This window comes from Nocardia sp. NPDC059236 (genome assembly GCF_042754085.1).
Taxonomy (GTDB): domain Bacteria; phylum Actinomycetota; class Actinomycetes; order Mycobacteriales; family Mycobacteriaceae; genus Nocardia.
The window spans coordinates 380,912-403,322 of sequence record NZ_JBHZAF010000002.1; the positions used below are offsets into that span (position 1 = coordinate 380,912).

Here is a 22,411-nt window from a genome sequence, read left to right on the forward strand (position 1 = left end):
TGCTGTGTTGGAGGTTTACCGTGTCTTTGCTCGCCGGCCTCCGCCGTTTTGCGAGAATTCCGGTAATTGCGAACCGAATTCCGGTCCGGATCGAATTCGATTCCGCGACCTCATTCGATTTCGGCTGTCATTCCGCCATTTCCGCCGGGGCCTGCGCACCGCGCCGCCGGCGCAACCCGGTAACGGCAAGGGCGGCACGAATATCGGCGACCTCGCGCACGGTCATGCTGCGGCCGGTGCGATCCGCGCCCGGCGGCACCAGGGCCTCGGTGAAGCCCAGCCGCTCCGCCTCCGCCAGCCGGCGGGTCAGCCCGGTCACCTGGCGCACCTCGCCCGCCAGCCCCACCTCGCCCAGCACCACCAGGCCGCTGGGCAGCGCCAGATCCTGGCTGGCGCTCGCAATGGCAAGCGCGACAGCCAGATCCGCGGCGGGCTCTGTGAGCCGCATACCGCCCACGGTGGCCGCGTAGACGTCCTGCTTGCCCACGAAGACGCCCCCGCGGCTCTGCAGGACAGCCAGGACCATGGAAACGCGGTTGTAGTCCAGCCCGCTCACCGCGCGCCGCGGCGCGGGCGCCTGGGTGTCCACCGTCAGCCCCTGCACCTCGCCCAGCATGGGCCGCTTGCCGTCCATGGCGACCGTCACCGCGGTCCCGGGCACCGCGTCGCCCCGATGGTGCAGGAACAGCCCCGAAGGGTCGTCCACGCAATGGATTCCGGCCTCCCGCATCTCGAAGCAGCCGACCTCGTCGGTGCTGCCGAAGCGGTTCTTGATACCGCGCACCATGCGCAGGGCGGAGTGCTTGTCGCCCTCGAACTGGAGCACCACGTCGACCAGGTGCTCGAGCGTGCGCGGACCGGCCACCGCGCCGTCCTTGGTGACGTGCCCGACCAGCAGCACCGCGATCCCGCTCGCCTTGGCCAGCGAGGTGAGCGCCGCCGTCACCGACCGCACCTGGGTGACACCGCCGATCACGCCGTCCGCGTCCGCGGCCAGCATGGTCTGCACCGAGTCCACCACCAGCAGTGAGGGTTTCACCTGCTCCACGTGCCCGAGAATGGTCGCCAGATCCGATTCCGCGGCCAGGTACACCTTGTCGTGCACCGCGCCCGTGCGGTCCGCCCGCAGCCGCACCTGCCCCGCCGACTCCTCCGCGGTCACGTACAGCGCGATCTCGTCACGCGCCCGCGCCCACCGGTGCGCCACCTCGAGCAACAGCGTCGACTTGCCCACCCCGGGCTCGCCCGACAGCAACACCACCGACCCGGGAATGATCCCGCCGCCCAGCACCCGATCCAGCTCGGACACCCCCGTCGACCGGGCCTGGGTCTTGTTGGAGTCGATGCTCGAGATCGGCGCGGCCGCCGTGCTCGGCAGCATCGCCCGCCGCCCCACCGCGACCGCCGACGCGGACGCCGCCATCTCCTCGATGGTCCCCCACGCGTTGCAATCCGGGCAGCGCCCAACCCATTTGGCGACCTCGTGCGAGCAGTCCGCGCACCGGTACAGCGATTTCACCTTGGCCACGCCGGGCAGCCTAGCCAGCGCCCCCGACACTGTGCCTTATTTGCCCTCCGCTTCGCTCCGGGCGGGTTCGCGGCTGATCGAACACAACAGCGCCCGCCCCGATTTGTCGGGGCGGGCGCTGTCAGGTGCTCTAGCGGGAGCTCAGTGCTCGCCGCCCTTCTTCGCGGGCTCCTGGCGCGGGTTGTTCGCGCCGGCGTCGACGGGAGTGTTGACGACGACGGTGCCGCCCTCCTTGAAGACGAAGGTCAGCGGGTAGGTCAGGCCCGGGGTGACGTCCTTGGTGAGGCCGGTGACCTCGATCAGGACGGGCTTGGCGTTCGGGTCGGTGGCCTTGTCGGAGGCGGGCTCGCCGGCGTTCTGCTCGCGCACGGCGGCCGCAGCGGCCGCGTCCTTGGCGGTCGGCTTGTCGGCGACGACGGTGCTGGACGGCTTGATCTCGATCTTGTCGGCGATCTTGACCTGGCCCAGGTCGGTGCTGATGCTGACCAGTTCGTCGGTCTTGCTGTCGCTGAGGTTGACGGCGCTGAAGGCCAGCACGGCCTTGCCGCCCTTGGCGTTGTTGTACTCCTCGGTCTGCGGGAGCAGGAAGCGCACGTCGCGCAGCGCGATGGAGCCGACATTGGCAGTGTTGCCGTTGACGGCGGCGACCTGGGTGGCGGTCTGCGAGACCTGACCGGCGCCGCAACCCGACAGCGCGAGCACCGCACCCGCAGCGAGTGCAGCAACTGTCACGGCACGCCGCCGCGACTTCGACGCAGTGGTGGCTTTCAGGGCAGTCACGGGGTCCTCCATGTCGACCGGGCTAACTCCACTATGGAGAGTAGTAGTCAAAGAGAGTAATGCGTCCCTCCCCCCGCTCTACACGCGGGCGGTGTCGCGTGCGCGTGGCGTGCGCCCGCCGCGGCGGCCCGGCGCGGGCGCGGCATCTCGCAGAACGACCGAGCGGGATGTGTCAGGGGCCCTGACAACGATTCGGATACGACTTCTGGAGTGATGCATTGATGTTTATGAGAGGGCGCTCGGTCGCGTATGCGAAGTACGCACTCGCATATGCACGCGAACGATGCGATGCGCTATCCCCTTATGCCACAACGGGATGCACACGATTCGCGTTCTGTCAACCCCCGCCGCCGCTCCGTTGTGGCCCTGACCTGCGCCGTTGATCACGCCGTTACCGAGTCGCATGTTAAACTGTGAACATCGAAAGGGGCACGGGACACATGATTTTTAAGGTCGGAGACACCGTCGTTTACCCCCACCACGGAGCGGCGCTGATCGAAGCTATCGAAACCCGCACCATCAAGGGTGTACAAAAGGAGTATCTGGTCCTGAAGGTCGCACAGGGCGACCTGACCGTTCGGGTTCCCGCAGAGAACGCAGAGTATGTCGGCGTCCGCGACGTCGTCGGCCAGGAGGGCCTCGACAAGGTCTTCCAGGTACTGCGAGCTCCGCACACCGAGGAGCCGACCAACTGGTCCCGCCGCTACAAGGCCAACCTCGAGAAGCTCGCCTCCGGCGATGTGAACAAGGTGGCCGAGGTCGTCCGCGACCTGTGGCGTCGTGAGCAGGACCGCGGCCTGTCCGCTGGTGAGAAGCGGATGCTGGCCAAGGCCCGGCAGATTCTCGTCGGTGAGCTCGCGCTCGCGGAAGGTACCGACGACGTCAAGGCCGAGACCCTGCTCGACGAGGTTCTCGCAGCGGCCTCCTGACCGTGAAAACTACACCCGGCGACGGCAGTCGTGTCGTCGCTCTGGTTCCTGCCGCCGGCATGGGCGTGCGTCTCGGTGAGAACAAGCCGAAGGCGTTCGTCCACGTCGGCGGCAGTCCCATGCTCACTCGGGCGGTCCAGGGGCTGATCGATTCCGGATCTGTCGACGACGTTGTGGTTATGGTGCCCGCCGAACTCGTCGCCGAGACCCGCGCCCTGCTGCCCGCTTCCGCCGTGCCCGTGCACGTCGTGGCGGGCGGGGCCGAGCGCACCGATTCGGTGCGGGCCGGTCTCGCGGCCGCGCCCGACGCCACCCTGGCGCTGGTGCACGACGCCGCCCGGGCCCTGACTCCCCCGGCGCTCATCACCCGCGTGGTGGAGGCGCTGCGCGCGGGCGCGCGGGCCGTGGTGCCCGCGCTGCCGGTGACCGACACCATCAAGTCCGTGGACGCGGCCGGTGCCGTGACGGGTACCCCGGATCGATCCGGGCTGCGCGCCATCCAGACTCCGCAGGGCTTCGATGCCGCGCTGCTGCGCGCCGCCTACGCTGTGGGTACACAGGCGACAGATGACGCGGGGTTGGTGGAAATGCTCGGTGCGACCGTTCACACGGTGCTCGGTGACGCCCTGGCTTTCAAGATCACTACGCCGTTGGACCTGGTTCTCGCCAATACCCTTGCCGCGCGCCGTGATACGGCCGACACCGCAGGTGGGCTGGACACGACACGCGAAGCGGTGATCGCCCCGTGATGGATCCCATGGCGTTGCGCACCGGCATCGGCAGCGATGTGCACCCCGTCGAATCCGGCCGGCCCTGCTGGATGGCGGGCCTGCTGTTCGAGGGCGACAACGGCTGCGCGGGACATTCCGACGGTGATGTCGCGGCGCACGCGCTGTGCGACGCGCTGCTGTCGGCCGCCGGACTGGGCGATGTGGGCGCGGTTTTCGGCACGGGACGCCCCGAATGGGCGGGCGTGTCCGGCGCGGCCATGCTGAAAGAAGTCCGCCGTCTGCTCGACGAGGCCGGATTCACAATTGTCAATGCGGCTGTACAGGTAATTGGGAATCGCCCGAAAATCGGCCCGCGACGGGCCGAGGCGCAGCAGGTGCTGGGCGAGATTCTGGGTGCGCCGGTCTCGGTGTCCGGCACCACGACCGACGGATTGGGCCTCACCGGCCGCGGCGAGGGCGTGGCGGCGGTCGCCACCGCGCTGCTGTGTTGTCGCGCCTGACGCACCCGTCATCCGCCCATTTCCCAACAGCTAGGATGCTCTGTCGTGACTCTGCGCCTTTTCGACACCGAGACGCGGACCCTGCGTGAATTCACGCCGCTGGTCCCTGGCAAAGCCTCGGTGTACCTGTGCGGCGCGACCGTTCAGGGGGAACCCCACATCGGGCACGTGCGCAGCGGCGTCGCCTTCGATGTGCTCCGACGGTGGCTGGCCGCCAATGATTTCGACGTCGCCTTCATTCGCAATGTCACCGATATCGACGACAAGATTCTGAACAAGGCCGCCGAGCACGGCCGCCCGTGGTGGGAGTGGGCCGCGACCCACGAGCGCGCCTTCGACCGCGCCTACGAGACGCTCGGCGTGCTGCCGCCGTCCGGCGAGCCGCGCGCCACCGGGCACATCACCCAGATGGCAGGGATGATGGAGCGGCTCATCGAACGCGGCCACGCCTACGCCTCCGAGGGCAATGTCTATTTCGACGTACTGAGCTTCCCGGACTACGGAAAGTTGTCCGGGCACAAGCTCGATGACGTGCACCAGGGCGAGAGCGCGGGCCAGGGCAAGAAGGATCCGCGCGACTTCACGCTGTGGAAGGCCGCCAAGCCGGGCGAGCCCAGCTGGCCGTCGCCGTGGGGTCCGGGTCGCCCGGGCTGGCATCTGGAATGCTCCGCCATGGCCGAGTTCTATCTCGGACCGGAATTCGATATTCATTGCGGCGGAATGGATCTGGTTTTCCCGCACCACGAGAACGAAATCGCGCAGTCGCGCGCGGCCGGGGACGGATTCGCCCGCTACTGGCTGCACAACGGCTGGGTGACCATGGGCGGCGAGAAGATGTCCAAGTCGCTCGGCAATGTGCTGTCCATTCCGAATGTGCTGGAACGGGTCGGGGTGCGCGCGGTCGAGCTGCGCTACTACCTGGGCAGCGTGAGCTACCGGTCCATGATCGAGTATTCCGATCAGGCGCTGACCGAGGCGGCCGCCGGATACCAGCGGCTGGAGGCCTTCGTGCTCCGAGTGGCCGAGCGCACGGGCGAGGTTCCGGTCGGCACCTGGACCCCGGCCTTCGGGGACGCGCTGAACGACGACCTCGGAGTTCCGCAGGCGCTGGCCGCGATTCACGGCGTGGTGACCGAGGGCAACAAGGCGCTCGACGCGGGTGACCTCTCGGGCGCGCGGATGCTGGCCGGGCAGGTCCGGGCCATGCTCGGCATTCTCGGTGTGGATCCGCTCGACGAGCACTGGGCCGCGCCCGCCGACAATTCCGCCGCCATCGCCGCGCTCGATGTGCTGATCGGCGCGGAACTGCAGCGGCGGCAGCAGGCGCGCGCCGACAAGGACTGGGCCACCGCCGACGCGGTCCGCGACCGGCTCTCGGCCGCGGGCGTCGAGGTCACCGACACGCCGCAGGGCGCGGAGTGGTCCCTGGCCAAGGAGAAGAAGTGAGCGGTTCCGCATCGGCGGAACCGGTATAGCTCGAATACCGCGTCAGGTCGCCCGGATACCGCGTGGGCCAGCTCGCGCGGTGTGGCGGAGCGCACCGAATTCGGGGTGGCGACCCAGCGTGGGGCACAATTCGTAGCGTCCCTCCGGCAATGCCGCGCGGCTCGTGGCCGGCCGGAGGCGCTGCTCTGGGGCAGCGCGAAAGTTCAGACAGGGGCGCAGCCGTTCGCTGCGCCGACCGGAGGCAGGTTTCCCGCATGATCGACCGTGAGCGGGTTCGTCCCGCGGCCGGGCCGAGGCGGGATACCCGCGAAATACGGAAGGCGAAGTGATGGCAGGCAATTCCCAGCGACGCGGGGCGACGCGCAAGTCCGGCAGCAAGAAGGGGCAGACCGTCGGTTCCGGCGGGCAGCGCCGCCGCGGGCTCGAGGGCAAGGGCGCGACGCCCAAGGCCGAGGACCGCACGTACCACCCGGCCGCGAAGCGCGCCAAGGTGAAGGCCAAGGCGCAGGCGTCGGCCGCCACCACCCGGTCGCGCAATGCGGCCCGGCCCATCGCGGGCCGCAAGGACAACGAGGGTCCGGAGCTGGTGCTCGGCCGTAACCCGGTGGTGGAGTGCCTGCGCGCGGGTGTGCCCGCCACCGCGCTCTATATCGCCAATGGCGCCGAGAACGACGACCGGCTCAGCGAGGCGGTGAAGACGGCCGCGGAGATCGGTATCTCGATCCTGGAGGTGCCGCGCACCGACCTGGACAAGATGAGCCACAACGGCATGCATCAGGGCATGGCGCTGCAGGTGCCGCCGTACCGGTACGCCCACCCGGACGATCTGGTCGACCGGGTGCACAACTCGGGCGAGCCGGCGCTGCTGGTGGCGCTGGACAATATCTCCGATCCGCGCAATCTGGGTGCGGTCATCCGCTCGGTGGCGGCCTTCGGCGGGCAGGGTGTGGTGATCCCGCAGCGGCGCAGCGCCAGTGTCACCGCGGTGGCGTGGCGCACCAGTGCGGGTGCGGCAGCGCGGCTTCCGGTCGCGCGGGCCACGAATCTGACTCGCACGCTGAAGGATTGGGCGAACAAGGGCTACCAGATCGTCGGCCTCGACGCGGGCGGCGACACCACCCTCGACGAATTCGACGGCAGCGCACCGACGGTCATCGTGGTCGGCTCGGAGGGCAAGGGCTTGTCGCGCCTGGTACGCGAGACCTGCGATTCGATCCTGAGCATTCCGATGGCGGGCCCGGTCGAGTCGCTCAACGCCTCGGTGGCGGCGGGCGTGGTGCTGGCCGAGGTGGCGCGGCAGCGCCGAGCCTGATTCGGTCACTCGACCACCACACATCGGGGCTCTTTAGCCTCGATAACCAAGTGGCGCAAGCGAACACCGCGCGTCAGCCTGCCGCGGCGGGCCTTTCGCCCGTAAACTCGGGCGGTGGTCTTCGATCAGCCGCCCCTCGGATCCCCCGTCGAGCACGAGCATGCGACGGCCGTCCTGCTGCTGGGTGCGCTCAGCGTGTTCTGTTGCGGCGCGCTGGGTCCCGTCGCCTGGGCGCTCGGACGGCGCGCGCTGAACGAGATCGAGGAGGGCGGGGGCCGCTTCGGTGGCCGGGTGCAGGTCCTGGTGGGCTATGTCCTCGGCGTTCTCGGGACCTGTCTGATGGTGGTCTTCGCCTGCATCTTCCTGCTGATGGTCATCAGCGGGCGCGCCTAGCCGAACGGCCCGATCAGGCCCGGTCAGTCCAGACCGGGCCGGCGCTCGCCACCCGTCACGGCATCCCAGGCGGGCCATTCGCCACTGACGCTGCCGGTCCACTTGGGCGGGCGGCGGTCCTTGAGGGCCGCGACGCCCTCCCCGCCGTCGGTGCTCTTGGCGACGTAGTCGTTGAGCTCGGTTTCCAAGCGGCCCACGGTTTCCGGGGCCATGGTGGGGGCCTCCCACAGCAGACGCTTGGACAGGGCCACCGGGAGCGGGGCCGAACCATGGGCGATGTCGTGGGCCACCTCGAGGGCGGTGGGCAGCACCTCGGCGGCGTGCAGGCAGGAATTGGCGATGCCCAGCGAGTATGCCTCGTCGCCGTCGAAGGTGCGGCCGGTCAGCAGCAGGTCGGCGGCGCGGGCGCTGCCGATCAGGCGGGGCAGGGTCCAGTGCGCGAACCCGTCGGCGAGCGCGCCGCGGCGAACCTGGTTGAGCGCGTACACGGCGTCGCGGGCGACATAGCGCAGGTCGCACTGCAGCGCGATCTCCAGGCCGATGCCCACCGCGTGACCGTTCACCGCCGCGATGACCGGTTTCCGGATCCGGAACGGCGGCGGATCGATCAGGCCGTTGACCTCGCCGACCTTCAGCGACAGGTCCGCGCCCGCGCAGAACGCGGGCGGGGTCCCGGTGATGACGACCGCGCCGATGGCGTCGTCTTCGTCACAGCGGCGCAGCGACGCACCGAGTTCCGACGCCATGGCCGGGGTCAGTGCGTTCTGCTGGGCAGGCCGATTGAGCGTGAGCACGGCGACGCCGCCGGAGACGTCCACGTGCAATTCCGAACTCATGCTGGAAGATTATGCCCTCTGTGTTCAACTTGCCCTCCGCTTCGCTCCGGGCGGGTTCGCGGCGCTGGAGGTCTCGATTCTTCCCTCCCTCCGCTCCTCCGCTTCCCTCCCCCGCTCCGCTCAGTCCAGAATCGAGACGCGCCGCGAACCTTTTGGGTTTCGCCAATGAAGGCCGGTCCGACTGGGCAGACCGGGCTTTCATCCGCGCAGGATCTGCCGCCCGATGGCGTACTTGTGCACCTCGGTCGGGCCGTCGTAGAGCCGGAAGGCGCGCATGTCGCGGAAGATCATCTCGACCACGGTCTCGTCGGAGATACCGATGCCGCCGAGTACCTGGACGCAGCGGTCGGTGACCTTGAACAGCTCCTCGGAGACGTAGGACTTGGCGATGGAGGATTCGTGGCGGGCCTTGTGGCCCTGATCCATCAGCCAGCACGCGTGCCAGATGGTCAGCCGGCACTGGTGCAGCGCAATCTCGTTGTCCGCCAACATGAACGACACGCCCTGATGCTCGCCGATGGGCTTGCCGAAAGCGGTCCGGGTCTTGGCGTAGTCGACCGCGATGGCCTGCGCCCGCTCGGCCGCGCCCAGCCAGCGCATGCAGTGGGTGAGGCGGGCCGGGGCCAGCCGCAACTGGGCGTAGCGCAGCGCCTGGCCGGTCTCGCCGAGCACGGATTCCCTGGGCAGCACCAGGTTGTCGAAGCGCACCACCGCATGGCCGCCGACATAGTTGCGGTCCATGGTGTTCATGACGCGTTCGATCACGATCCCGGGCGCGTCGCCCTCGCAGAGGAACAGGGTGGGGCCCTCGGGCAGGTGCGGGTTGGCGGCCAAGCGCGCCATGATGATCCAGGTCTTGGCGCCGTCGGCGCCGGTGATCAGCCACTTGCGGCCGTTGATGGTGAAGTTCTCGCCGTCGAAGGTGGCCTCGGTGGCGAGCTGGTTGGGGTCGGAGCCGGCGCCGCCCGGCTCGGTCATGGCGAAGACGCTGCGCTGGTGGCCGTCGATCACCGGCTGCAGGAAGCGTTGCGTCTGTTCCGGATTCGCGATCTTGGAGAGCAGGAACATATTGCCCTCGTCGGGCGCGGCGCAGTTCATGGCGACGGGCCCGAGGGTGGACCAGCCGGCCGCCTCGTACAGCACGGCCTGCTCGATGTGGGTCAGGCCGCGCCCGCCCAGCTCGACCGGGGCCTGGATGGTGAGCAGCTTCTCGGCGCGGGCCAGCTCGACCAGTTCCTGCCGCAGCTCGTCGTTGGGGCCGTGCGCGGTCAGGCGCGGATCACGCTCGAAGGGCACGATCTTGTCGATGACGAACCGGCGAACCCGATCGCGTTCGGCAGCAAGGTCGGCGGGAATCGAGAAGTCGATCATCGTTTGTCACCATCCGTCAGGAGTCGCGGTCGAGCCGAGCATACGACGACCACCCCACCCGACTGAAGGCACCCGCCATCAAACGAGGACGCGGCGCAGGAAATCCTCGACTTCGGCCCGGTAGGCAGCGGGTTGATCGTCGTGAACGAGGTGACCGGCGTCGGGAATGACGACGTGGCGGGCATCCGGGTGGAGCTCGGCCATCTCGCGCATCTGCCCCGGCGGGGTGATGGTGTGCTCGCCCTCGATCAGCAGGGCCGGGGCGGTGACGGATTTCCACTGCGCCCAGAAATCGCGCGTGCCCCATTCCTCGGAGATGTCCCGGAAGGTCGGCACCTCACCGTGCAGGCGGTAGCCGTCGGGGCCCCGCCGGAACGAGTCGAGGAAGTAGCGGCCCGCGACCGGGCCGAAGAATTCCAGCACGGCCCGCTCGTCCGGAAACGGTTGCGGCCAAGCCGAAATCACGGCCGCCCAGCTCTCCGCGGTGCGTCCCTGGAAGTCCGGCGCCATGTCCTCGACCACCAGTGCCCGTACCCGCTCCGGGTGCGCCGCGGCGAACATCCACCCGTGCAGTCCACCCATCGAATGCCCGATCACCACCATGGGTTCGGCGATGTCCGAGGTCGCCGCGGCCAGATCGGCCACGAACGCCTCGGTGGTGAGCTCGGCGGGCGCCGGACGTCCATGCCCGGCGGCATCGAACGTGTACACATGCCCGAATTCGCGCAGCCAGGGCAGCTGGGCCCGCCAGGTCCGGGCGCTGCCCATCAATCCGTGCAGCAGCAGGATCGGCGCACCCGCGCCGCCTTCGTCGTACAACATCGCCTCGACCATGTGTTCCGATTTGGTTATTGCCTCGAACGATACGTCGCGGGCGCGGAGTACATTCGCACCCATGGCAGTCGTCAAGATCAACGCAATCGAGGTTCCCGAGGGCGCGGGCCCCGAACTGGAGAAGCGCTTCGCGCACCGTGCGCACGCGGTGGAGAACTCGCCGGGGTTCCTGGGTTTCCAGCTGCTCCGCCCGGTCTCCGGCGACAACCGGTATTTCGTTGTCACGCAGTGGGATTCGGAGGAGTCCTTCGCGGCGTGGCGGGACGGCCCGGCGCGCGAGGCGCACGCGGGCGAGGCACGCAAGCCGGTCTCCACCGGCGCGTCGCTGCTGGAGTTCGAGGTCGTCCTGGACGTGCCGGGCAAGAACGCCTGATCAACGCCATCGTCCACAACCCCGGCCCGCAGTGGTTCCCGGCCGACGACAGCGTCAGCCGGGAACTCGCGAGTTACGCCTCGAAGGTGGCATCCAGCTCGATGGTGTCGACGCCGGCCAGCGCCTTGGACACCGGGCAGCCCGCCTTGGCGTCCTCGGCGGCGGCCAGGAAGCCGGCCTCGTCGATGCCCGACGCCTTGCCGGCCACGGTCAGCTTGATCTTGGAGATGCGGAAGCCGCCGGCCGGGTCCGGGCCCAGGGTCACGTCGGCGGTGATATCCAGGCTCTGCACGGTGCCGCCGGCATTGCCGATCTGAGCCGACAGCGCCATGGCGTAGCAGGAGGAGTGCGCGGCCGCGATGAGCTCTTCGGGGCTGGTGGTGCCGTCGGCCGCGTCGGCGGTGCGCTTCGGGAACGAGACGTCGTACTTGCCGACGCCCGAGCTGACCAGCTCGACCTGACCGGAACCGTCCTGCAGGCCGCCGGACCAGGCGGTACGCGCGCTACGTGTAGGCATCACTGTCCTTTCGTGAGAGGGGGAACTCAACATCTCGAGGCTCTCGGAGGCTACGCCCCCGAACCCCCGGGAAATCGGTACGGGTCGAACCTACTCCGCTCGAAAGCGTGGCGGGCTCATGATCATTCGGTGTTCATCCCTCAGACGGCCGCGGCCGTGCGGTGGTCCCAGTGCTCGAGCACCCGCGGCCACGACTTCTCGTGCCGGTCCCGCGTCATGTCGTTCGGGAAGCCGGCGTGGGTGAGGAGTAGGGCGGTGCCCGCGCCGTGCGCCGAAAGTTCCAGGGTGAGGACGGTTTCCGTGCCCTCGGTGCCGCCGGTGACCCAGGTCAGCTCGACCAGGTGGTCGGGTTCCAGCCGCAGGAATCTGCCGTAGTGCGGGTGGCCGCCACCCGCGGTGAAGAAGAACGGCTGGTTCACCACCGGGCGCATGAGGATCGAACCCGGGTCGGCGAACCAGAGTCCGAACTGCTGGGTGCACTGGTGGTAGAGCTCGGCGGGCGAGGCCGCCATGATACGTTCCGCGACCAGGAAGAACGGTCGCGCGGCGAGGTCGGGTGGCCGCAGGGGCGCAACGTCCATGGGGCGCGACGATACCGCCCCGGCCCGCGCTCACCCGGGATTGGTGACCCGAGCCAGCACGATGCCGCCGATGATCATGGACAGCGCCAGCACCCGGCCCGCGCTCACCGGGTCCTGCTGCACCACGATGCCCAGCCCGATCGCGCCCACCGCGCCGATGCCGGTGAAGATGGCGTATGCGGTGCCCACCGGCAGCGACTGCATGGCATAGGACAGCAGGTACACCGCGACCGCCGCGAGCACGAAGCACAGCAGGGTGGGCAGCGGCTTGGTGAAATTCTGGGTCGGCTTGATGGACTGCGACCACGCGATCTCCACCACGCCGGCCAAACCCAGGACGAGCCAGTTCATTTCAGTACTCCTTCCCCAGGGTGCGAGCGGTGGCGAGCGCGGCGGCACAGGAGGCGTCGTGCTCGTCGCGCAGGTGGGCCAGCGCCGGATCCTGGCGCGAGTTCACCAGTTCGGCATGGACGAAAACCGTGTCGTCGACGCCGAAATGGCCTGTGAAGAAGTCGCGGAGGTAGCGCTCCTGATAGTCGTAGATCGCCTTCGGCGCGCCCGGCGAGTACGCGCCGCCACGCGCGGTGACGACCACGAATCGGGTGGGGGCCAGCGACATTCGCGGGAAGGTGATCTGATCCAGCCACGCCTTGAGGCTCGCCGGAATCGAGTAGTTGTACATCGGCGTGCCGATCAGCACGACATCGGCGGCGCGGATCTCTGCCAGCAGTGGCTCGACGATCTCCCAGGCCCGCTGCTGCGCAGGGGAATCCACCAGTTCGGCCAGGTGGTCGAGATCGGTGCGACCGTGGGCCAGCACCCGGTCGCACAGTTCGGTCCAGCCCTCGCCGATGAACGGGATCGGCTCGGCGGCCAGGTCGCGGTGGACGTAGGCGGCGCCGGGGTGTTCGGCACGCCAAGCAGTCGCGAAGGCGGCGCTCAGCCGGCGGCTGACCGAGGTGCGGCGGGCGCTGGCGTCGAGGTGCAGCAGGGCGGTCATGGTCGAGACTCCGATCAAATGGACGTTGTGTCCGTTTACTTCTCCGACGGTAGGCCACAACCGGACGAATTGTCCACTTATTCCCCGAGGGCTACAGTGAGCTGCATGAACACCCCCGGCCTGCCACTACTCGACGATCGGTCCGCGCCCGCCGAGCGCGCCGACGCCGCCCGCAATCGGGCCAAGGTGCTGACCGCAGCCGCGGAACTGTTCGCCGGGCGCGACCCGCGCACCGTCACCATGGACGACATCGCCAAGGCGGCCGGGGTCGGGCGGGGGACGCTGTACCGGCGCTATCCGGACGTGGGATCCATCGCCGTCGCGCTGCTCGACGAGCACGAGCGGGCACTCCAGGAGCAGCTGCTGCGCGGCGAGCCACCGCTCGGGCCGGGCGCGCCGCCCGTCGAACGACTGGCCGCGTTCTACGCCGCGATGGTCGAATTGCTCGATACGCACGCCCATCTGGTCCTCGGTGCGGAGACCGGCGGTGCGCGTTTCCGTACCGGGGCCTATCAGTTCTGGGCAGTGCACGTGCGCGCCCTGCTGACCGAAGCCGGTGTGGCCGAACCCGATTCGCTCGTTGACCCGCTGCTCGCACCGCTCGCCGCCGAGGTGTACCGGCATCAGCGCGAACGCGGGCTCGGGTCCGGGCAGATCGCCGCGGGCCTGGCGAAACTCGCACACGGCGTGCTGGATCCGGCGGGCTGACACGACGACACGACCGCTCACCGGGCGGGTGAACGGCCGCATCGCGCGGTATTCGCCTGCCTCACACCATGTCACGGCGTCGAATCAGCCAGATCGTTCCGGCCGCGAAGACGACGACATACGCGGCCAGCACCAGCAGGGACTCGCCGCGGCCCAGGACATCCAGGACACCCGGGGTGGCCGGGCCGCCCACGGTGCGCAGGGAACCCGCCAGAGAGCCGGCGGCCGTGCCGGGCAGGTGGTCGGTGACGGCCCGGATGGGCGCGAAGATCGCCGCGACGCCGCGCAGCAGATTCTCCACCACCAGCACCCACACCAGGCCCAGTCCCACCGCCAGCGCGGGACCCCGGGCGACCGCCCCGATCAGCGCGCCCGCCAGCGTCCACATGCCCAGAATGGCGGCGCCGGAGCCGATTCCGAGCAGCATCCGGCCCACTGACGGCAGCGCCAGGGACTGACCCTGGGTGCCGGCGATGAGCGCGGCCACGCCGGTGTCGATCACGAAGGCGGCCAGCACCAGCGCGACCACCGTCACCGCCAGGCTCAGCACCACCGCGCCGATCACATGCACCCGCGAAGGCCCCTGTGTGAGTGCGGTTTTCCAGCTGCCCCAGCCGTAGCCGCTGCCCACCGCGAGCGCGCCCAGCACCAGCATGAGCGCCCCGCCGAACATGGCCATGCCCTGCGTGAACACCTCCGGCACGGCCGCGGGCAGCATCTGCTGCAGGAGCAGCTCACGCGGCAGGCCGTTGGACATGCGGGTGGTGCTGCCGGTGGTGTAGGCGAGGTAGTTGAACAGGTAGGCGAAGGTGAGATTCAACAGGATCCAGGTGCCGAGCACGATCCAGAAGGCGGGCCACTTGCGCAGTCGCAGCAATTCGGCCCGGGTGCTGGCCAGTAGGTCGGTCATTTCGCCGTCTCCGTCATCTCGAAAAAGACTTCTTCCAAGGACTTTTCGTCGGTGCGCAGCTCGAGCAGCTCCGCGCCCGCCTCGATGACCGCGCGCGCCACCACGGGGGCGTTCGCGGCCCCGGCGTCGACACGAATACCGTTGGCGGTCACCAGCGCCGACCGCTCCCCCACCACCGCGCGCACCGCCGGGAAGGCCACCTCCAGTGGCTCCGCGCGCACCAGAAGCGAGGCCGTGCCACGCAATTCGCGCACCGTCGACTCGACCAGCAGTCGCCCGGCGGAGATGACGCCGACGCGGTCACAGATCTCCTGCACCTCGCTGAGCAGGTGGCTGGACAGCACCACGGTGTGCCCGTCGGCGGCGAGTCCGGTGATGAGCTCCCGCATCTCGGCCATGCCCGCCGGATCCAGGCCATTGGTGGGTTCGTCGAGAATCAGCAGATCGGGGCGGCCGAGCAGGGCGGCCGCGACACCGAGGCGCTGCTTCATGCCGAGCGAATAGGTGCGGAACCGGTCCTTGCCGCGGGCGCTGAGGGCCACCCGGTCCAGGGCGTCGGCGACCGCGTCGTCGCCGACACCCCGGTAACGGGCCAGGACGCGCAGGTTGTCCCGGCCCGACAGGTAGGGGTAGAAGCCGGGGCCCTCGATGAGAACGCCGGTGCGGCGCAAGGTTTCCGGGTCGCCGGGCTGCCGCCCGAGCACGGTCGCGCTGCCGGACGACGGACGGATGAGACCGACCAGCATGCGCAGTGTGGTGGTCTTGCCCGCGCCATTGGGACCCAGGAAACCGTAGATTTCACCGCGGCGGACGCTCATGCTCACGGCGTCCACGGCGGTGTGGGAGCCGTAGCGCTTGGTCAGCCGATCGGTGACGACGATCGCTTCGTTCATGGGCTCAACGATCCGCCGCCACGCACGGGAAAAAATCCGTCGCAACGCGCGATCCGGCGTACGTATCTGGACGTATTTGGCCGCGACACAGTGCCACTGCCCGCAGACGGCGCTACGGTGCAGCTATGGACACACGCGGGGGAAGGCTCGGGCGGCGCGACGTGCTCCCGGCGCTGGCGGTGGGGGCGATACAACTCGGCTTCGGGACCTTGGCCAATCATCACCAGACGGTGGTGCGCCAGCTCGATGTGTACGGATATGTGCTGCTCATCGCCGGTCCGGCGCTGCTGGTACTACGCCGGCGCCGCCCGCTGGAAGTGTTCTACGCGACGCTGGCCGCGGCGGTCGCGTACCTACTGCTCGGTTACGGCTACGGGCCGATCTTCGTGTCGCTCATCGTCGCCTTCCTGACCGCCGCCGTCCTCGGATCCCGTTGGTACACCTATCCGTTCGTGGCCGCGGGCTACCTGCTCATGGTGTGGCCGGTGCCCGGCTGGCGCGGGTACCACACCGGCACCTGGCAGGAATTCGGTTTGCTCGCCTGGCTTTTCGTGCTCGCCGCGGCGGGCGAGGGCATCCGGCAGCGACGCGCCGCCGTCATCGCCCGGCGGCAGCGCGGCGAGGCAGCCCGCCGCGAGGAACACGCCGAGCGCGAACGCGAACAGGCCCAGCGCGCACTGGAATCGGCCGAGCGGGAACAGCGGGTCACCGAGGAGCGCCTGGCCATCGCGCGCGAACTGCACGACGTACTCGCGCACAGCCTGTCCCTGATCAATGTGCAGTCCTCGGTCGCGCTGGAACTGCTCGACCGCAAGCCCGAACAGGCCGCCACCGCGCTGGCCGCCATCAAATCCGCCAGCAAGGACGCGCTCGGTGAGGTGAACGCACTGCTGCGCTCCATTCGCGGCGGCACCGCCACCGTGACCGCGCCGACCGCACCCACCATCGGCATCACCGACCTCGACAAGCTCACCGGACCGGCCCGCGCCGCCGGGCTGGAGGTGCACACCATGGTGACCGGTGGGCCGCGCCGGCTGCCGGCCGTGGTCGACGTGGCCGCCGCCCGGATCGTGCAGGAGTCGCTCACCAATGTGGTGCGGCACGCGCCCGGCGCGAGCGTGCTCGTCACCGTGCACTACGCCGCCGAGCGGCTGCAGCTCACCATCGACAACACCCGGCCCACCCGCCAGCCCGCGCCGCAGTCGCCGACCGGCGGCCACGGCATCACCGGCATGACCGAACGCGCCCACGCCCTGGGCGGGCAACTGTCCGCAGAACCGAAGGCCGACGGCGGATTTCGGGTGAAGGCCCGGCTGCCCACCCACCTCGTGCGGAACGAACCGATTGCGTGAGCACGGAATTGGAGGACGCGTCATGCCCATCCGGGTGGTGATCGCCGATGATCAGGCGCTGGTGCGAGCGGGCTTCGTGGCGCTGCTCGGCGCGCAGCAGGACGTCGAGGTGGTGGGCGAGGCCGACAATGGCGCCCAGGCCCTCGACCTGGCCCGCGAACTCGTGCCCGATGTCGTACTGATGGACATCCGCATGCCGGTGCTGGACGGCCTCGCCGCCACCCGCGCCATCGCCGCCGATCCGGTCCTCGCCGCGGTGAAGGTCGTCGTCCTGACCACCTTCGAACTCGACGAATACGTCTTCGAGGCCATGCGTTCCGGCGCCACCGGCTTCCTCGTCAAGCACACCGAACCCGCCGACCTGGTCAAGGCCGTGCGCGTGGTCGCGGGCGGTGACGCGCTGCTCTCCCCCAGCGTCACCCGGCGCCTGGTCGCCGAATTCGCCGCGCACGCCAAACCCGCACCCGCGGCCGAATTCTCGGAACTCACCGACCGCGAACGCGAGGTCATGACCCTGGTCGCCGAGGGCCTCACCAATGCCGAGATCGCCGACCGGCTCTACATGAGCCCCGCCACCGCCCGCACCCACGTCAGCCGGATCCTGGTGAAGCTGGGTGCGCGTGACCGCACCCAGCTCGTCGTCATGGCCTACGAATCCGGTCTGGTCAGGCCGGGCTGGCAGTAGCGCCGAACTCGGCGGCCGCCGGAATCACCTCGCGGCCGAGCACTTCCAGCGCCGTGAGGTCGTCGACGCCCGCCACCCGGCCGATGACGAGGTCGATCCCCATGTCCGCCAGCCACTTCAGCTGCCCCAGCACCTGACCGACGCCCCCTCCGCCCGGGCCGGGATCGAAGGCGAAGGCACAGCTCTTGCGGATCTCGCGCGGATCGCGGCCGATCTCCACGCACATCCGGTCCAGCAGCGCGATCTTGGCGGGCAGGTCCGGGCCGGGGCGGAGGCTCGCCACATCCGCGTAGCGCGCCACCAGCGGCAGCGTGCGGCGCTCTCCGTCCCCGCCGATGAGTATCGGCGGATGCGGCCGATACGCGCCCTGCGGCGAATTCCGCACGGCCTGCGGCGCGTTCAGCGGACGCTCCACCTGAAAGTGCTTGCCGAGTACGGATTCCGAAGCGCCCCGCTCATCGGTCCACATGGCCAGGCAGATCCGCAGCGCCTCGTCCAGCATCTCGTAGCGGTCGCGCAGCGGCGGGAACGGCAGGCCGTAGCCCTCCACATCACCCGTGGAGGTGCCCGCACCGATCCCCAGCCAGGCCCGGCCGCCGGACAGCACATCCAGGGTGGTGACCAGCTTCCCGAGCATGGCCGGATGCCGATAGTGCACCCCGGACACCAGTGCGGTCAGCTCCACCCGCGACGTGTGCGCCGCGACGAACGACAGCGTCGAATACGCCTCCAGCACATTCTGTTCCACACGGCCCAGCCACGGGCTCTGCCAGAGATGGTCACCCACCGCGATAACCGAGAAACCACTGTCCTCTGCCGTGCGGACCACCTCCGCCAGCCGCGATCCGATCAGTTCCGAAGGGGTGTCCATCGCGAAGTTCGTCAGATGCAATCCGAGTTCCATGGCTCTCACCCTCCGCCCCGCGGAAGCGCGAATCATCCGTCCGGAGAACACATCCGGCGTACGTCTCGGTGCGTAGTCACCGTGCTGCGCCCAGCTCCAAACCCCTCCGGATAGCCTGCTCCACCGGCGAATACGCGCCGTCCGGGCGGTCCAGCACGCACGGCTCGCGCAGCAGCAACGGCGGCTGGGCCATGAACTTCGGGCGGCCGACGCGATTGGGCTGGGCAGCGTGTACCAGGAAGGGATGGCAGAGGTAGACATCGCCGGCCCGGCCGGTCGCGACGGCCTCGGGGAGATCGGCCGTGGCGGTGTAGAACTCGTGGAGGTCGAACATGGTGGTACCCGCCTCGCCGAGCGGCTCCAGCACCGGCGCCAGCCGCAGGTGCGAGCCGACCCGGATACGCGTCGGGGCGTCATCGACGCCGACATCGGAGAACAGGAACAGCATCAGCAGGGCGCGGCCCTCGGAGTGGATGTTCACGCGCCAGCTCAGGTAGTCGTCGGGGGCGGCATCGCCGGGAAAGCTCACGTCGACGTGCCAGCCGTCGTCGCCCGGGGGCTCCGGGCTGGGGAATCGAATCGGCCAGCTGCCCAGGGTTTTCCGGGGGAACCAGCGGCCGGGACCGACCAGTTGATCGAAGGCGGCGAGCAGCGGCGGCGCGGTGACCGCCCGCGCGAAGGGCTCCTGGGCGTGGTCCCACAGCCGGATGACCGGCCGGGTCCAGGTCGACGGCTCCTCCGGGTCGCAACCGGTTGCGCGCCAGAGGATCTCGCGGCCCGCGGCGGCCGTCTCGGCGGAGAAGGCTCCCTCGACCTTCACGAATCCCTCGGTGATGAAGTCCTCGATCTGTGTCTCGGAGAGCATGCTGCCGCCCTTTCCGCGCCCGGTCCCTCCGGACAGCTATCCGAGCATGGGCGATACCAGGATCGCGCCGCCACCGAATTTCTCGCCCGGGCAAAAAAGCCCCGCCCTCCCGAAGGAGAACGGGGCTTTCGTTGTCGCTGAGGCCTATTCGACCCGAGGCCGAGCCTTTACTCGCCCGAGGCGGAGGCCGGAGCCTCACCCGCGAGGGCGGCGACCGGCTTGTCCTCGACGCCGGAGTCCGACTTCTTGGTCAGCTTGGCCTTCGCCGTGAACGTGAACTTGGCGTTCTCGCCCTGGCCTTCGCCGTCCCAGCCCTCGACGTCCACCACCACGACCTGACCGGCGCCCAGTTCGCCGAAGAGGATCTTCTCCGACAGCTGGTCCTCGATCTCGCGCTGAATGGTGCGACGCAGCGGACGGGCGCCCAGGACCGGGTCGAAACCGCGCTTGGCCAGCAGGCTCTTGGCCTGCGGAGACAGCTCGATCTCCATGTCCTTGTTCCGCAGCTGATTGGCGACGCGGCCGATCATCAGGTCGACCATCTCGATGATCTGGTCCTGGGTCAGCTGGTGGAACACGATCACGTCGTCGATGCGGTTCAGGAACTCCGGGCGGAAATGCTTCTTCAGCTCGTCGTTGACCTTGAGCTTCATCCGCTCGTAGTTCGAGCCCTCGGCATTGCTCTGGGCGAAGCCGAGGCCGACCGCCTTCGAGATGTCGGAGGTGCCGAGGTTCGAGGTGAAGATCAGCACGGTGTTCTTGAAGTCGACCGTACGACCCTGACCGTCGGTGAGCCGGCCATCCTCGAGGACCTGCAACAGGGTGTTGTAGATCTCCTGGTGCGCCTTCTCGATCTCGTCGAACAGCACCACCGAGAACGGCTTGCGGCGCACCTTCTCGGTGAGCTGGCCGCCCTCCTCGTAGCCCACGTAGCCCGGAGGGGCACCGAACAGGCGCGAGGCGGTGAAGCGGTCGTGGAACTCGCCCATGTCGATCTGGATGAGCGCGTCGTCGTCGCCGAACAGGAAGTTCGCCAGCGCCTTCGACAGCTCGGTCTTACCGACACCGGACGGACCGGCGAAGATGAACGAGCCCGACGGACGCTTCGGGTCCTTCAGACCGGCACGGGTGCGGCGGATGGCCTTGGACACGGCCTTGACCGCGTCCTCCTGGCCGATGATCCGCTTGTGCAGCTCGTCCTCCATGCGGAGCAGACGGGTGGTCTCCTCCTCGGTGAGCTTGAACACCGGGATACCGGTCCAGTTGGCCAGCACCTCCGCGATCTGCTCGTCGTCGACCTCGGCCACGACGTCCAGATCGCCGGAGCGCCACTGCTTTTCGCGCTCGGCCCGCTTGGCGACGAGCTGCTTCTCCTTATCGCGCAGACGCGCGGCCTTCTCGAAGTCCTGCGCGTCGATCGCGGACTCCTTCTCCCGGCGCGCCTCGGCGATCTTGTCGTCGAACTCGCGCAGGTCCGGCGGCGCGGTCATCCGGCGGATGCGCATGCGCGCACCGGCCTCGTCGATGAGGTCGATCGCCTTGTCCGGCAGGAAGCGGTCGTTGATGTAGCGATCCGCGAGGGTAGCGGCGGCGACGAGAGCGCCATCGGTGATGGAAACCCGGTGGTGCGCCTCGTAGCGGTCGCGCAGACCCTTCAGGATGTTGATGGTGTGCTCGACCGTCGGCTCGCCCACCTGGACCGGCTGGAACCGGCGCTCCAGGGCGGCGTCCTTCTCGATGTACTTGCGGTACTCGTCGAGGGTGGTGGCGCCGATGGTCTGCAGCTCACCGCGAGCCAGCTTGGGCTTCAGGATCGAGGCCGCGTCGATCGCGCCCTCGGCCGCGCCCGCACCCACCAGGGTGTGCAGCTCGTCGATGAACAGGATGATGTCGCCGCGGGTGTTGATCTCCTTGAGCACCTTCTTCAGGCGCTCCTCGAAATCACCGCGGTAGCGGCTGCCCGCGACCAGGGAACCCAGGTCGAGGGTGTACAGCTGCTTGTCCTTGAGCGTCTCCGGCACCTCGCCGTTGACGATGGCCTGGGCGAGACCCTCCACGACGGCGGTTTTACCGACGCCGGGCTCACCGATCAGGACCGGGTTGTTCTTGGTACGGCGGCTCAGCACCTGCATCACGCGCTCGATTTCCTTCGAGCGGCCGATGACCGGGTCGAGCTTGCCCTCGAGGGCGGCCTGGGTCAGGTTGCGGCCGAACTGGTCCAGCACCAGCGAGGTGGACGGAGTGCCCTGCTCGCCGCGCGAACCGGAACCCTCGACCGGCTCCTTGCCCTGGTAACCCGACAGCAGCTGGATGACCTGCTGGCGCACCCGGTTCAGGTCCGCGCCCAGCTTGACCAGCACCTGCGCCGCGACGCCCTCACCCTCGCGGATCAGGCCGAGCAGAATGTGCTCGGTGCCGATGTAGTTGTGCCCGAGCTGCAGCGCCTCGCGCAGTGACAGCTCCAGCACCTTCTTGGCACGCGGGGTGAAGGGAATGTGGCCGGACGGGGCCTGCTGGCCCTGGCCGATGATCTCCTCGACCTGCGAACGCACACCCTCCAGCGAGATGCCAAGGGACTCCAGCGACTTCGCCGCGACGCCCTCGCCCTCGTGGATCAGGCCCAGCAGGATGTGCTCGGTGCCGATGTAGTTGTGGTTGAGCATCCGGGCCTCTTCTTGGGCCAGGACAACGACCCGCCGCGCGCGGTCGGTGAACCTCTCGAACATCGCTCCCTCACTCTCCTGCTCCGCCATCACTGGCATCCGGCGCTTCAGACCCTGTGCTGCCCTTCTGGTCGCCAGCCTGCCATGAAGCCCTGGGGTTGCATCCCCCGACTCCACTCTAGTTGCCGGGGGTCACGCACGTCGTCCGTCCACCCTATTGCGAACCGGCGACAGTACGACTCATTCAGTCATAACGGGGCAGTTGCGCGGACCGTTTCCGAATCGGCTACGCCCACAGCG

Annotated in this window: 24 protein-coding genes; 10 read left to right on the forward strand and 14 right to left on the reverse strand. The window is 68.9% G+C overall.

What is annotated here, in order from left to right; translation table 11 throughout:
* Positions 1 to 127: 127 nt before the first annotated feature.
* On the reverse strand, positions 128 to 1,528 hold the full coding sequence (gene radA / locus ACFXIV_RS06855; protein ID WP_379383245.1) for a DNA repair protein RadA: 1,401 nt from the start codon (positions 1,526 to 1,528) through the stop codon (positions 128 to 130).
* Positions 1,529 to 1,669: 141 nt separating this feature from the next.
* Complete coding sequence (locus tag ACFXIV_RS06860) at positions 1,670 to 2,308, reverse strand: hypothetical protein (RefSeq protein WP_379393591.1); 639 nt, start codon at positions 2,306 to 2,308, stop codon at positions 1,670 to 1,672.
* Positions 2,309 to 2,748: 440 nt separating this feature from the next.
* Here ACFXIV_RS06860 and carD point away from each other — a divergent pair, with 440 nt between their 5' ends.
* The 6 genes from carD (at position 2,749) to ACFXIV_RS06890 (ending at position 7,619) form a co-directional block, all read left to right on the forward strand.
* Positions 2,749 to 3,237 (forward strand): RNA polymerase-binding transcription factor CarD, encoded by a 489-nt coding sequence (gene carD / locus ACFXIV_RS06865; RefSeq protein WP_025346809.1) that lies wholly within the window; start codon positions 2,749 to 2,751, stop codon positions 3,235 to 3,237.
* A gap of 2 nt (positions 3,238 to 3,239) precedes the next feature.
* The gene (gene ispD, locus ACFXIV_RS06870) at positions 3,240 to 3,986 is read left to right on the forward strand and encodes a 2-C-methyl-D-erythritol 4-phosphate cytidylyltransferase (RefSeq protein WP_379393589.1); all 747 of its coding nucleotides are present in this window, start codon (positions 3,240 to 3,242) and stop codon (positions 3,984 to 3,986) included.
* A 14-nt stretch (positions 3,987 to 4,000) separates the two neighbouring features.
* Positions 4,001 to 4,468, forward strand: coding sequence for a 2-C-methyl-D-erythritol 2,4-cyclodiphosphate synthase (ispF, locus tag ACFXIV_RS06875; RefSeq protein ID WP_379393647.1), 468 nt, complete (start codon positions 4,001 to 4,003; stop codon positions 4,466 to 4,468).
* A 45-nt stretch (positions 4,469 to 4,513) separates the two neighbouring features.
* Positions 4,514 to 5,914 (forward strand): cysteine--tRNA ligase, encoded by a 1,401-nt coding sequence (gene cysS / locus ACFXIV_RS06880; protein ID WP_379383251.1) that lies wholly within the window; start codon positions 4,514 to 4,516, stop codon positions 5,912 to 5,914.
* Positions 5,915 to 6,242: 328 nt separating this feature from the next.
* Entirely contained in the window at positions 6,243 to 7,226 is a 984-nt protein-coding gene (rlmB, locus tag ACFXIV_RS06885; protein WP_379393587.1) for a 23S rRNA (guanosine(2251)-2'-O)-methyltransferase RlmB, read from the forward strand.
* Between the two features lie 114 nt (positions 7,227 to 7,340).
* Positions 7,341 to 7,619 carry a DUF4190 domain-containing protein gene (locus ACFXIV_RS06890; protein ID WP_379393585.1) on the forward strand — a complete coding sequence of 93 codons (279 nt, stop codon included), beginning with the start codon at positions 7,341 to 7,343 and terminating at the stop codon, positions 7,617 to 7,619.
* A gap of 23 nt (positions 7,620 to 7,642) precedes the next feature.
* Here ACFXIV_RS06890 and ACFXIV_RS06895 read toward each other — a convergent pair whose 3' ends face one another.
* The 3 genes from ACFXIV_RS06895 to ACFXIV_RS06905 all read right to left on the reverse strand — a co-directional run bounded on the left by ACFXIV_RS06895 (position 7,643) and on the right by ACFXIV_RS06905 (position 10,648).
* Positions 7,643 to 8,455 (reverse strand): enoyl-CoA hydratase/isomerase family protein, encoded by an 813-nt coding sequence (locus ACFXIV_RS06895; RefSeq protein ID WP_379393583.1) that lies wholly within the window; start codon positions 8,453 to 8,455, stop codon positions 7,643 to 7,645.
* A gap of 198 nt (positions 8,456 to 8,653) precedes the next feature.
* Positions 8,654 to 9,826 (reverse strand): acyl-CoA dehydrogenase family protein, encoded by a 1,173-nt coding sequence (locus ACFXIV_RS06900; RefSeq protein ID WP_379393581.1) that lies wholly within the window; start codon positions 9,824 to 9,826, stop codon positions 8,654 to 8,656.
* Positions 9,827 to 9,904: 78 nt separating this feature from the next.
* Entirely contained in the window at positions 9,905 to 10,648 is a 744-nt protein-coding gene (locus tag ACFXIV_RS06905) for an alpha/beta fold hydrolase (RefSeq protein WP_379393579.1), read from the reverse strand.
* A gap of 73 nt (positions 10,649 to 10,721) precedes the next feature.
* Between ACFXIV_RS06905 and mhuD the strand changes: the two genes are divergently transcribed.
* The gene (gene mhuD, locus ACFXIV_RS06910; protein WP_364606466.1) at positions 10,722 to 11,033 is read left to right on the forward strand and encodes a mycobilin-forming heme oxygenase MhuD; all 312 of its coding nucleotides are present in this window, start codon (positions 10,722 to 10,724) and stop codon (positions 11,031 to 11,033) included.
* A gap of 73 nt (positions 11,034 to 11,106) precedes the next feature.
* On the opposite strand, the gene ACFXIV_RS06915 is transcribed toward mhuD, so the two are convergent.
* The 4 genes from ACFXIV_RS06915 to ACFXIV_RS06930 all read right to left on the reverse strand — a co-directional run bounded on the left by ACFXIV_RS06915 (position 11,107) and on the right by ACFXIV_RS06930 (position 13,131).
* The gene (locus ACFXIV_RS06915) at positions 11,107 to 11,550 is read right to left on the reverse strand and encodes an OsmC family peroxiredoxin (protein ID WP_379393577.1); all 444 of its coding nucleotides are present in this window, start codon (positions 11,548 to 11,550) and stop codon (positions 11,107 to 11,109) included.
* 140 nt (positions 11,551 to 11,690) lie between these two features.
* Positions 11,691 to 12,131: an SRPBCC domain-containing protein gene (locus ACFXIV_RS06920; RefSeq protein WP_379393575.1), complete on the reverse strand. Its 441-nt coding sequence runs from the start codon at positions 12,129 to 12,131 to the stop codon at positions 11,691 to 11,693.
* Positions 12,132 to 12,161: 30 nt separating this feature from the next.
* On the reverse strand, positions 12,162 to 12,482 hold the full coding sequence (locus ACFXIV_RS06925) for a DMT family transporter (protein ID WP_379393573.1): 321 nt from the start codon (positions 12,480 to 12,482) through the stop codon (positions 12,162 to 12,164).
* A 1-nt stretch (position 12,483) separates the two neighbouring features.
* Positions 12,484 to 13,131, reverse strand: a complete 648-nt coding sequence (locus tag ACFXIV_RS06930) for an FMN-dependent NADH-azoreductase (RefSeq protein WP_379393571.1) — start codon at positions 13,129 to 13,131, stop codon at positions 12,484 to 12,486.
* Positions 13,132 to 13,236: 105 nt separating this feature from the next.
* Between ACFXIV_RS06930 and ACFXIV_RS06935 the strand changes: the two genes are divergently transcribed.
* Positions 13,237 to 13,839: a TetR/AcrR family transcriptional regulator gene (locus ACFXIV_RS06935; RefSeq protein ID WP_379393569.1), complete on the forward strand. Its 603-nt coding sequence runs from the start codon at positions 13,237 to 13,239 to the stop codon at positions 13,837 to 13,839.
* Between the two features lie 61 nt (positions 13,840 to 13,900).
* Here ACFXIV_RS06935 and ACFXIV_RS06940 read toward each other — a convergent pair whose 3' ends face one another.
* Both ACFXIV_RS06940 and ACFXIV_RS06945 read right to left on the reverse strand, forming a co-directional pair.
* Positions 13,901 to 14,749 carry an ABC transporter permease gene (locus ACFXIV_RS06940; protein ID WP_379393567.1) on the reverse strand — a complete coding sequence of 283 codons (849 nt, stop codon included), beginning with the start codon at positions 14,747 to 14,749 and terminating at the stop codon, positions 13,901 to 13,903.
* Positions 14,746 to 15,642, reverse strand: coding sequence for an ABC transporter ATP-binding protein (locus tag ACFXIV_RS06945; protein ID WP_379393565.1), 897 nt, complete (start codon positions 15,640 to 15,642; stop codon positions 14,746 to 14,748). The genes ACFXIV_RS06940 and ACFXIV_RS06945 overlap by 4 nt, the downstream gene beginning before the upstream one ends.
* 125 nt (positions 15,643 to 15,767) lie before the next feature.
* Between ACFXIV_RS06945 and ACFXIV_RS06950 the strand changes: the two genes are divergently transcribed.
* Complete coding sequence (locus ACFXIV_RS06950; RefSeq protein ID WP_379393563.1) at positions 15,768 to 16,994, forward strand: sensor histidine kinase; 1,227 nt, start codon at positions 15,768 to 15,770, stop codon at positions 16,992 to 16,994.
* Between the two features lie 22 nt (positions 16,995 to 17,016).
* Positions 17,017 to 17,679 carry a response regulator transcription factor gene (locus tag ACFXIV_RS06955; RefSeq protein ID WP_379393561.1) on the forward strand — a complete coding sequence of 221 codons (663 nt, stop codon included), beginning with the start codon at positions 17,017 to 17,019 and terminating at the stop codon, positions 17,677 to 17,679.
* Here ACFXIV_RS06955 and ACFXIV_RS06960 read toward each other — a convergent pair.
* The 3 genes from ACFXIV_RS06960 to ACFXIV_RS06970 all read right to left on the reverse strand — a co-directional run bounded on the left by ACFXIV_RS06960 (position 17,660) and on the right by ACFXIV_RS06970 (position 22,174).
* Positions 17,660 to 18,583: an LLM class flavin-dependent oxidoreductase gene (locus tag ACFXIV_RS06960; RefSeq protein WP_379393559.1), complete on the reverse strand. Its 924-nt coding sequence runs from the start codon at positions 18,581 to 18,583 to the stop codon at positions 17,660 to 17,662. The genes ACFXIV_RS06955 and ACFXIV_RS06960 overlap by 20 nt on opposite strands.
* A gap of 76 nt (positions 18,584 to 18,659) precedes the next feature.
* Positions 18,660 to 19,448 (reverse strand): phytanoyl-CoA dioxygenase family protein, encoded by a 789-nt coding sequence (locus ACFXIV_RS06965; RefSeq protein ID WP_379393557.1) that lies wholly within the window; start codon positions 19,446 to 19,448, stop codon positions 18,660 to 18,662.
* A 167-nt stretch (positions 19,449 to 19,615) separates the two neighbouring features.
* On the reverse strand, positions 19,616 to 22,174 hold the full coding sequence (locus ACFXIV_RS06970) for an ATP-dependent Clp protease ATP-binding subunit (RefSeq protein WP_379393555.1): 2,559 nt from the start codon (positions 22,172 to 22,174) through the stop codon (positions 19,616 to 19,618).
* Between the last annotated feature and the right edge of the window lie 237 nt (positions 22,175 to 22,411).

Bases quoted from the DNA above. Each gene is read 5' to 3' on its own strand.
- ACFXIV_RS06970 (WP_379393555.1), bottom strand. From the start codon at position 22,174: ATGTTCGAGAGGTTCACCGACCGCGCGCGGCGGGTCGTTGTCCTGGCC.
- ACFXIV_RS06920 (WP_379393575.1), bottom strand. From the start codon at position 12,131: ATGGACGTTGCGCCCCTGCGGCCACCCGACCTCGCCGCGCGACCGTTC.
- ACFXIV_RS06900 (WP_379393581.1), bottom strand. From the start codon at position 9,826: ATGATCGACTTCTCGATTCCCGCCGACCTTGCTGCCGAACGCGATCGG.
- ACFXIV_RS06925 (WP_379393573.1), bottom strand. From the start codon at position 12,482: ATGAACTGGCTCGTCCTGGGTTTGGCCGGCGTGGTGGAGATCGCGTGG.
- ACFXIV_RS06930 (WP_379393571.1), bottom strand. From the start codon at position 13,131: ATGACCGCCCTGCTGCACCTCGACGCCAGCGCCCGCCGCACCTCGGTC.
- ACFXIV_RS06960 (WP_379393559.1), bottom strand. From the start codon at position 18,583: ATGGAACTCGGATTGCATCTGACGAACTTCGCGATGGACACCCCTTCG.
- ACFXIV_RS06940 (WP_379393567.1), bottom strand. From the start codon at position 14,749: ATGACCGACCTACTGGCCAGCACCCGGGCCGAATTGCTGCGACTGCGC.
- carD (WP_025346809.1), top strand. From the start codon at position 2,749: ATGATTTTTAAGGTCGGAGACACCGTCGTTTACCCCCACCACGGAGCG.
- ACFXIV_RS06945 (WP_379393565.1), bottom strand. From the start codon at position 15,642: ATGAACGAAGCGATCGTCGTCACCGATCGGCTGACCAAGCGCTACGGC.
- ACFXIV_RS06915 (WP_379393577.1), bottom strand. From the start codon at position 11,550: ATGCCTACACGTAGCGCGCGTACCGCCTGGTCCGGCGGCCTGCAGGAC.
- ACFXIV_RS06955 (WP_379393561.1), top strand. From the start codon at position 17,017: ATGCCCATCCGGGTGGTGATCGCCGATGATCAGGCGCTGGTGCGAGCG.
- ACFXIV_RS06935 (WP_379393569.1), top strand. From the start codon at position 13,237: ATGAACACCCCCGGCCTGCCACTACTCGACGATCGGTCCGCGCCCGCC.
- ACFXIV_RS06895 (WP_379393583.1), bottom strand. From the start codon at position 8,455: ATGAGTTCGGAATTGCACGTGGACGTCTCCGGCGGCGTCGCCGTGCTC.
- ACFXIV_RS06965 (WP_379393557.1), bottom strand. From the start codon at position 19,448: ATGCTCTCCGAGACACAGATCGAGGACTTCATCACCGAGGGATTCGTG.
- rlmB (WP_379393587.1), top strand. From the start codon at position 6,243: ATGGCAGGCAATTCCCAGCGACGCGGGGCGACGCGCAAGTCCGGCAGC.
- mhuD (WP_364606466.1), top strand. From the start codon at position 10,722: ATGGCAGTCGTCAAGATCAACGCAATCGAGGTTCCCGAGGGCGCGGGC.
- ACFXIV_RS06905 (WP_379393579.1), bottom strand. From the start codon at position 10,648: ATGTTGTACGACGAAGGCGGCGCGGGTGCGCCGATCCTGCTGCTGCAC.
- ACFXIV_RS06950 (WP_379393563.1), top strand. From the start codon at position 15,768: ATGGACACACGCGGGGGAAGGCTCGGGCGGCGCGACGTGCTCCCGGCG.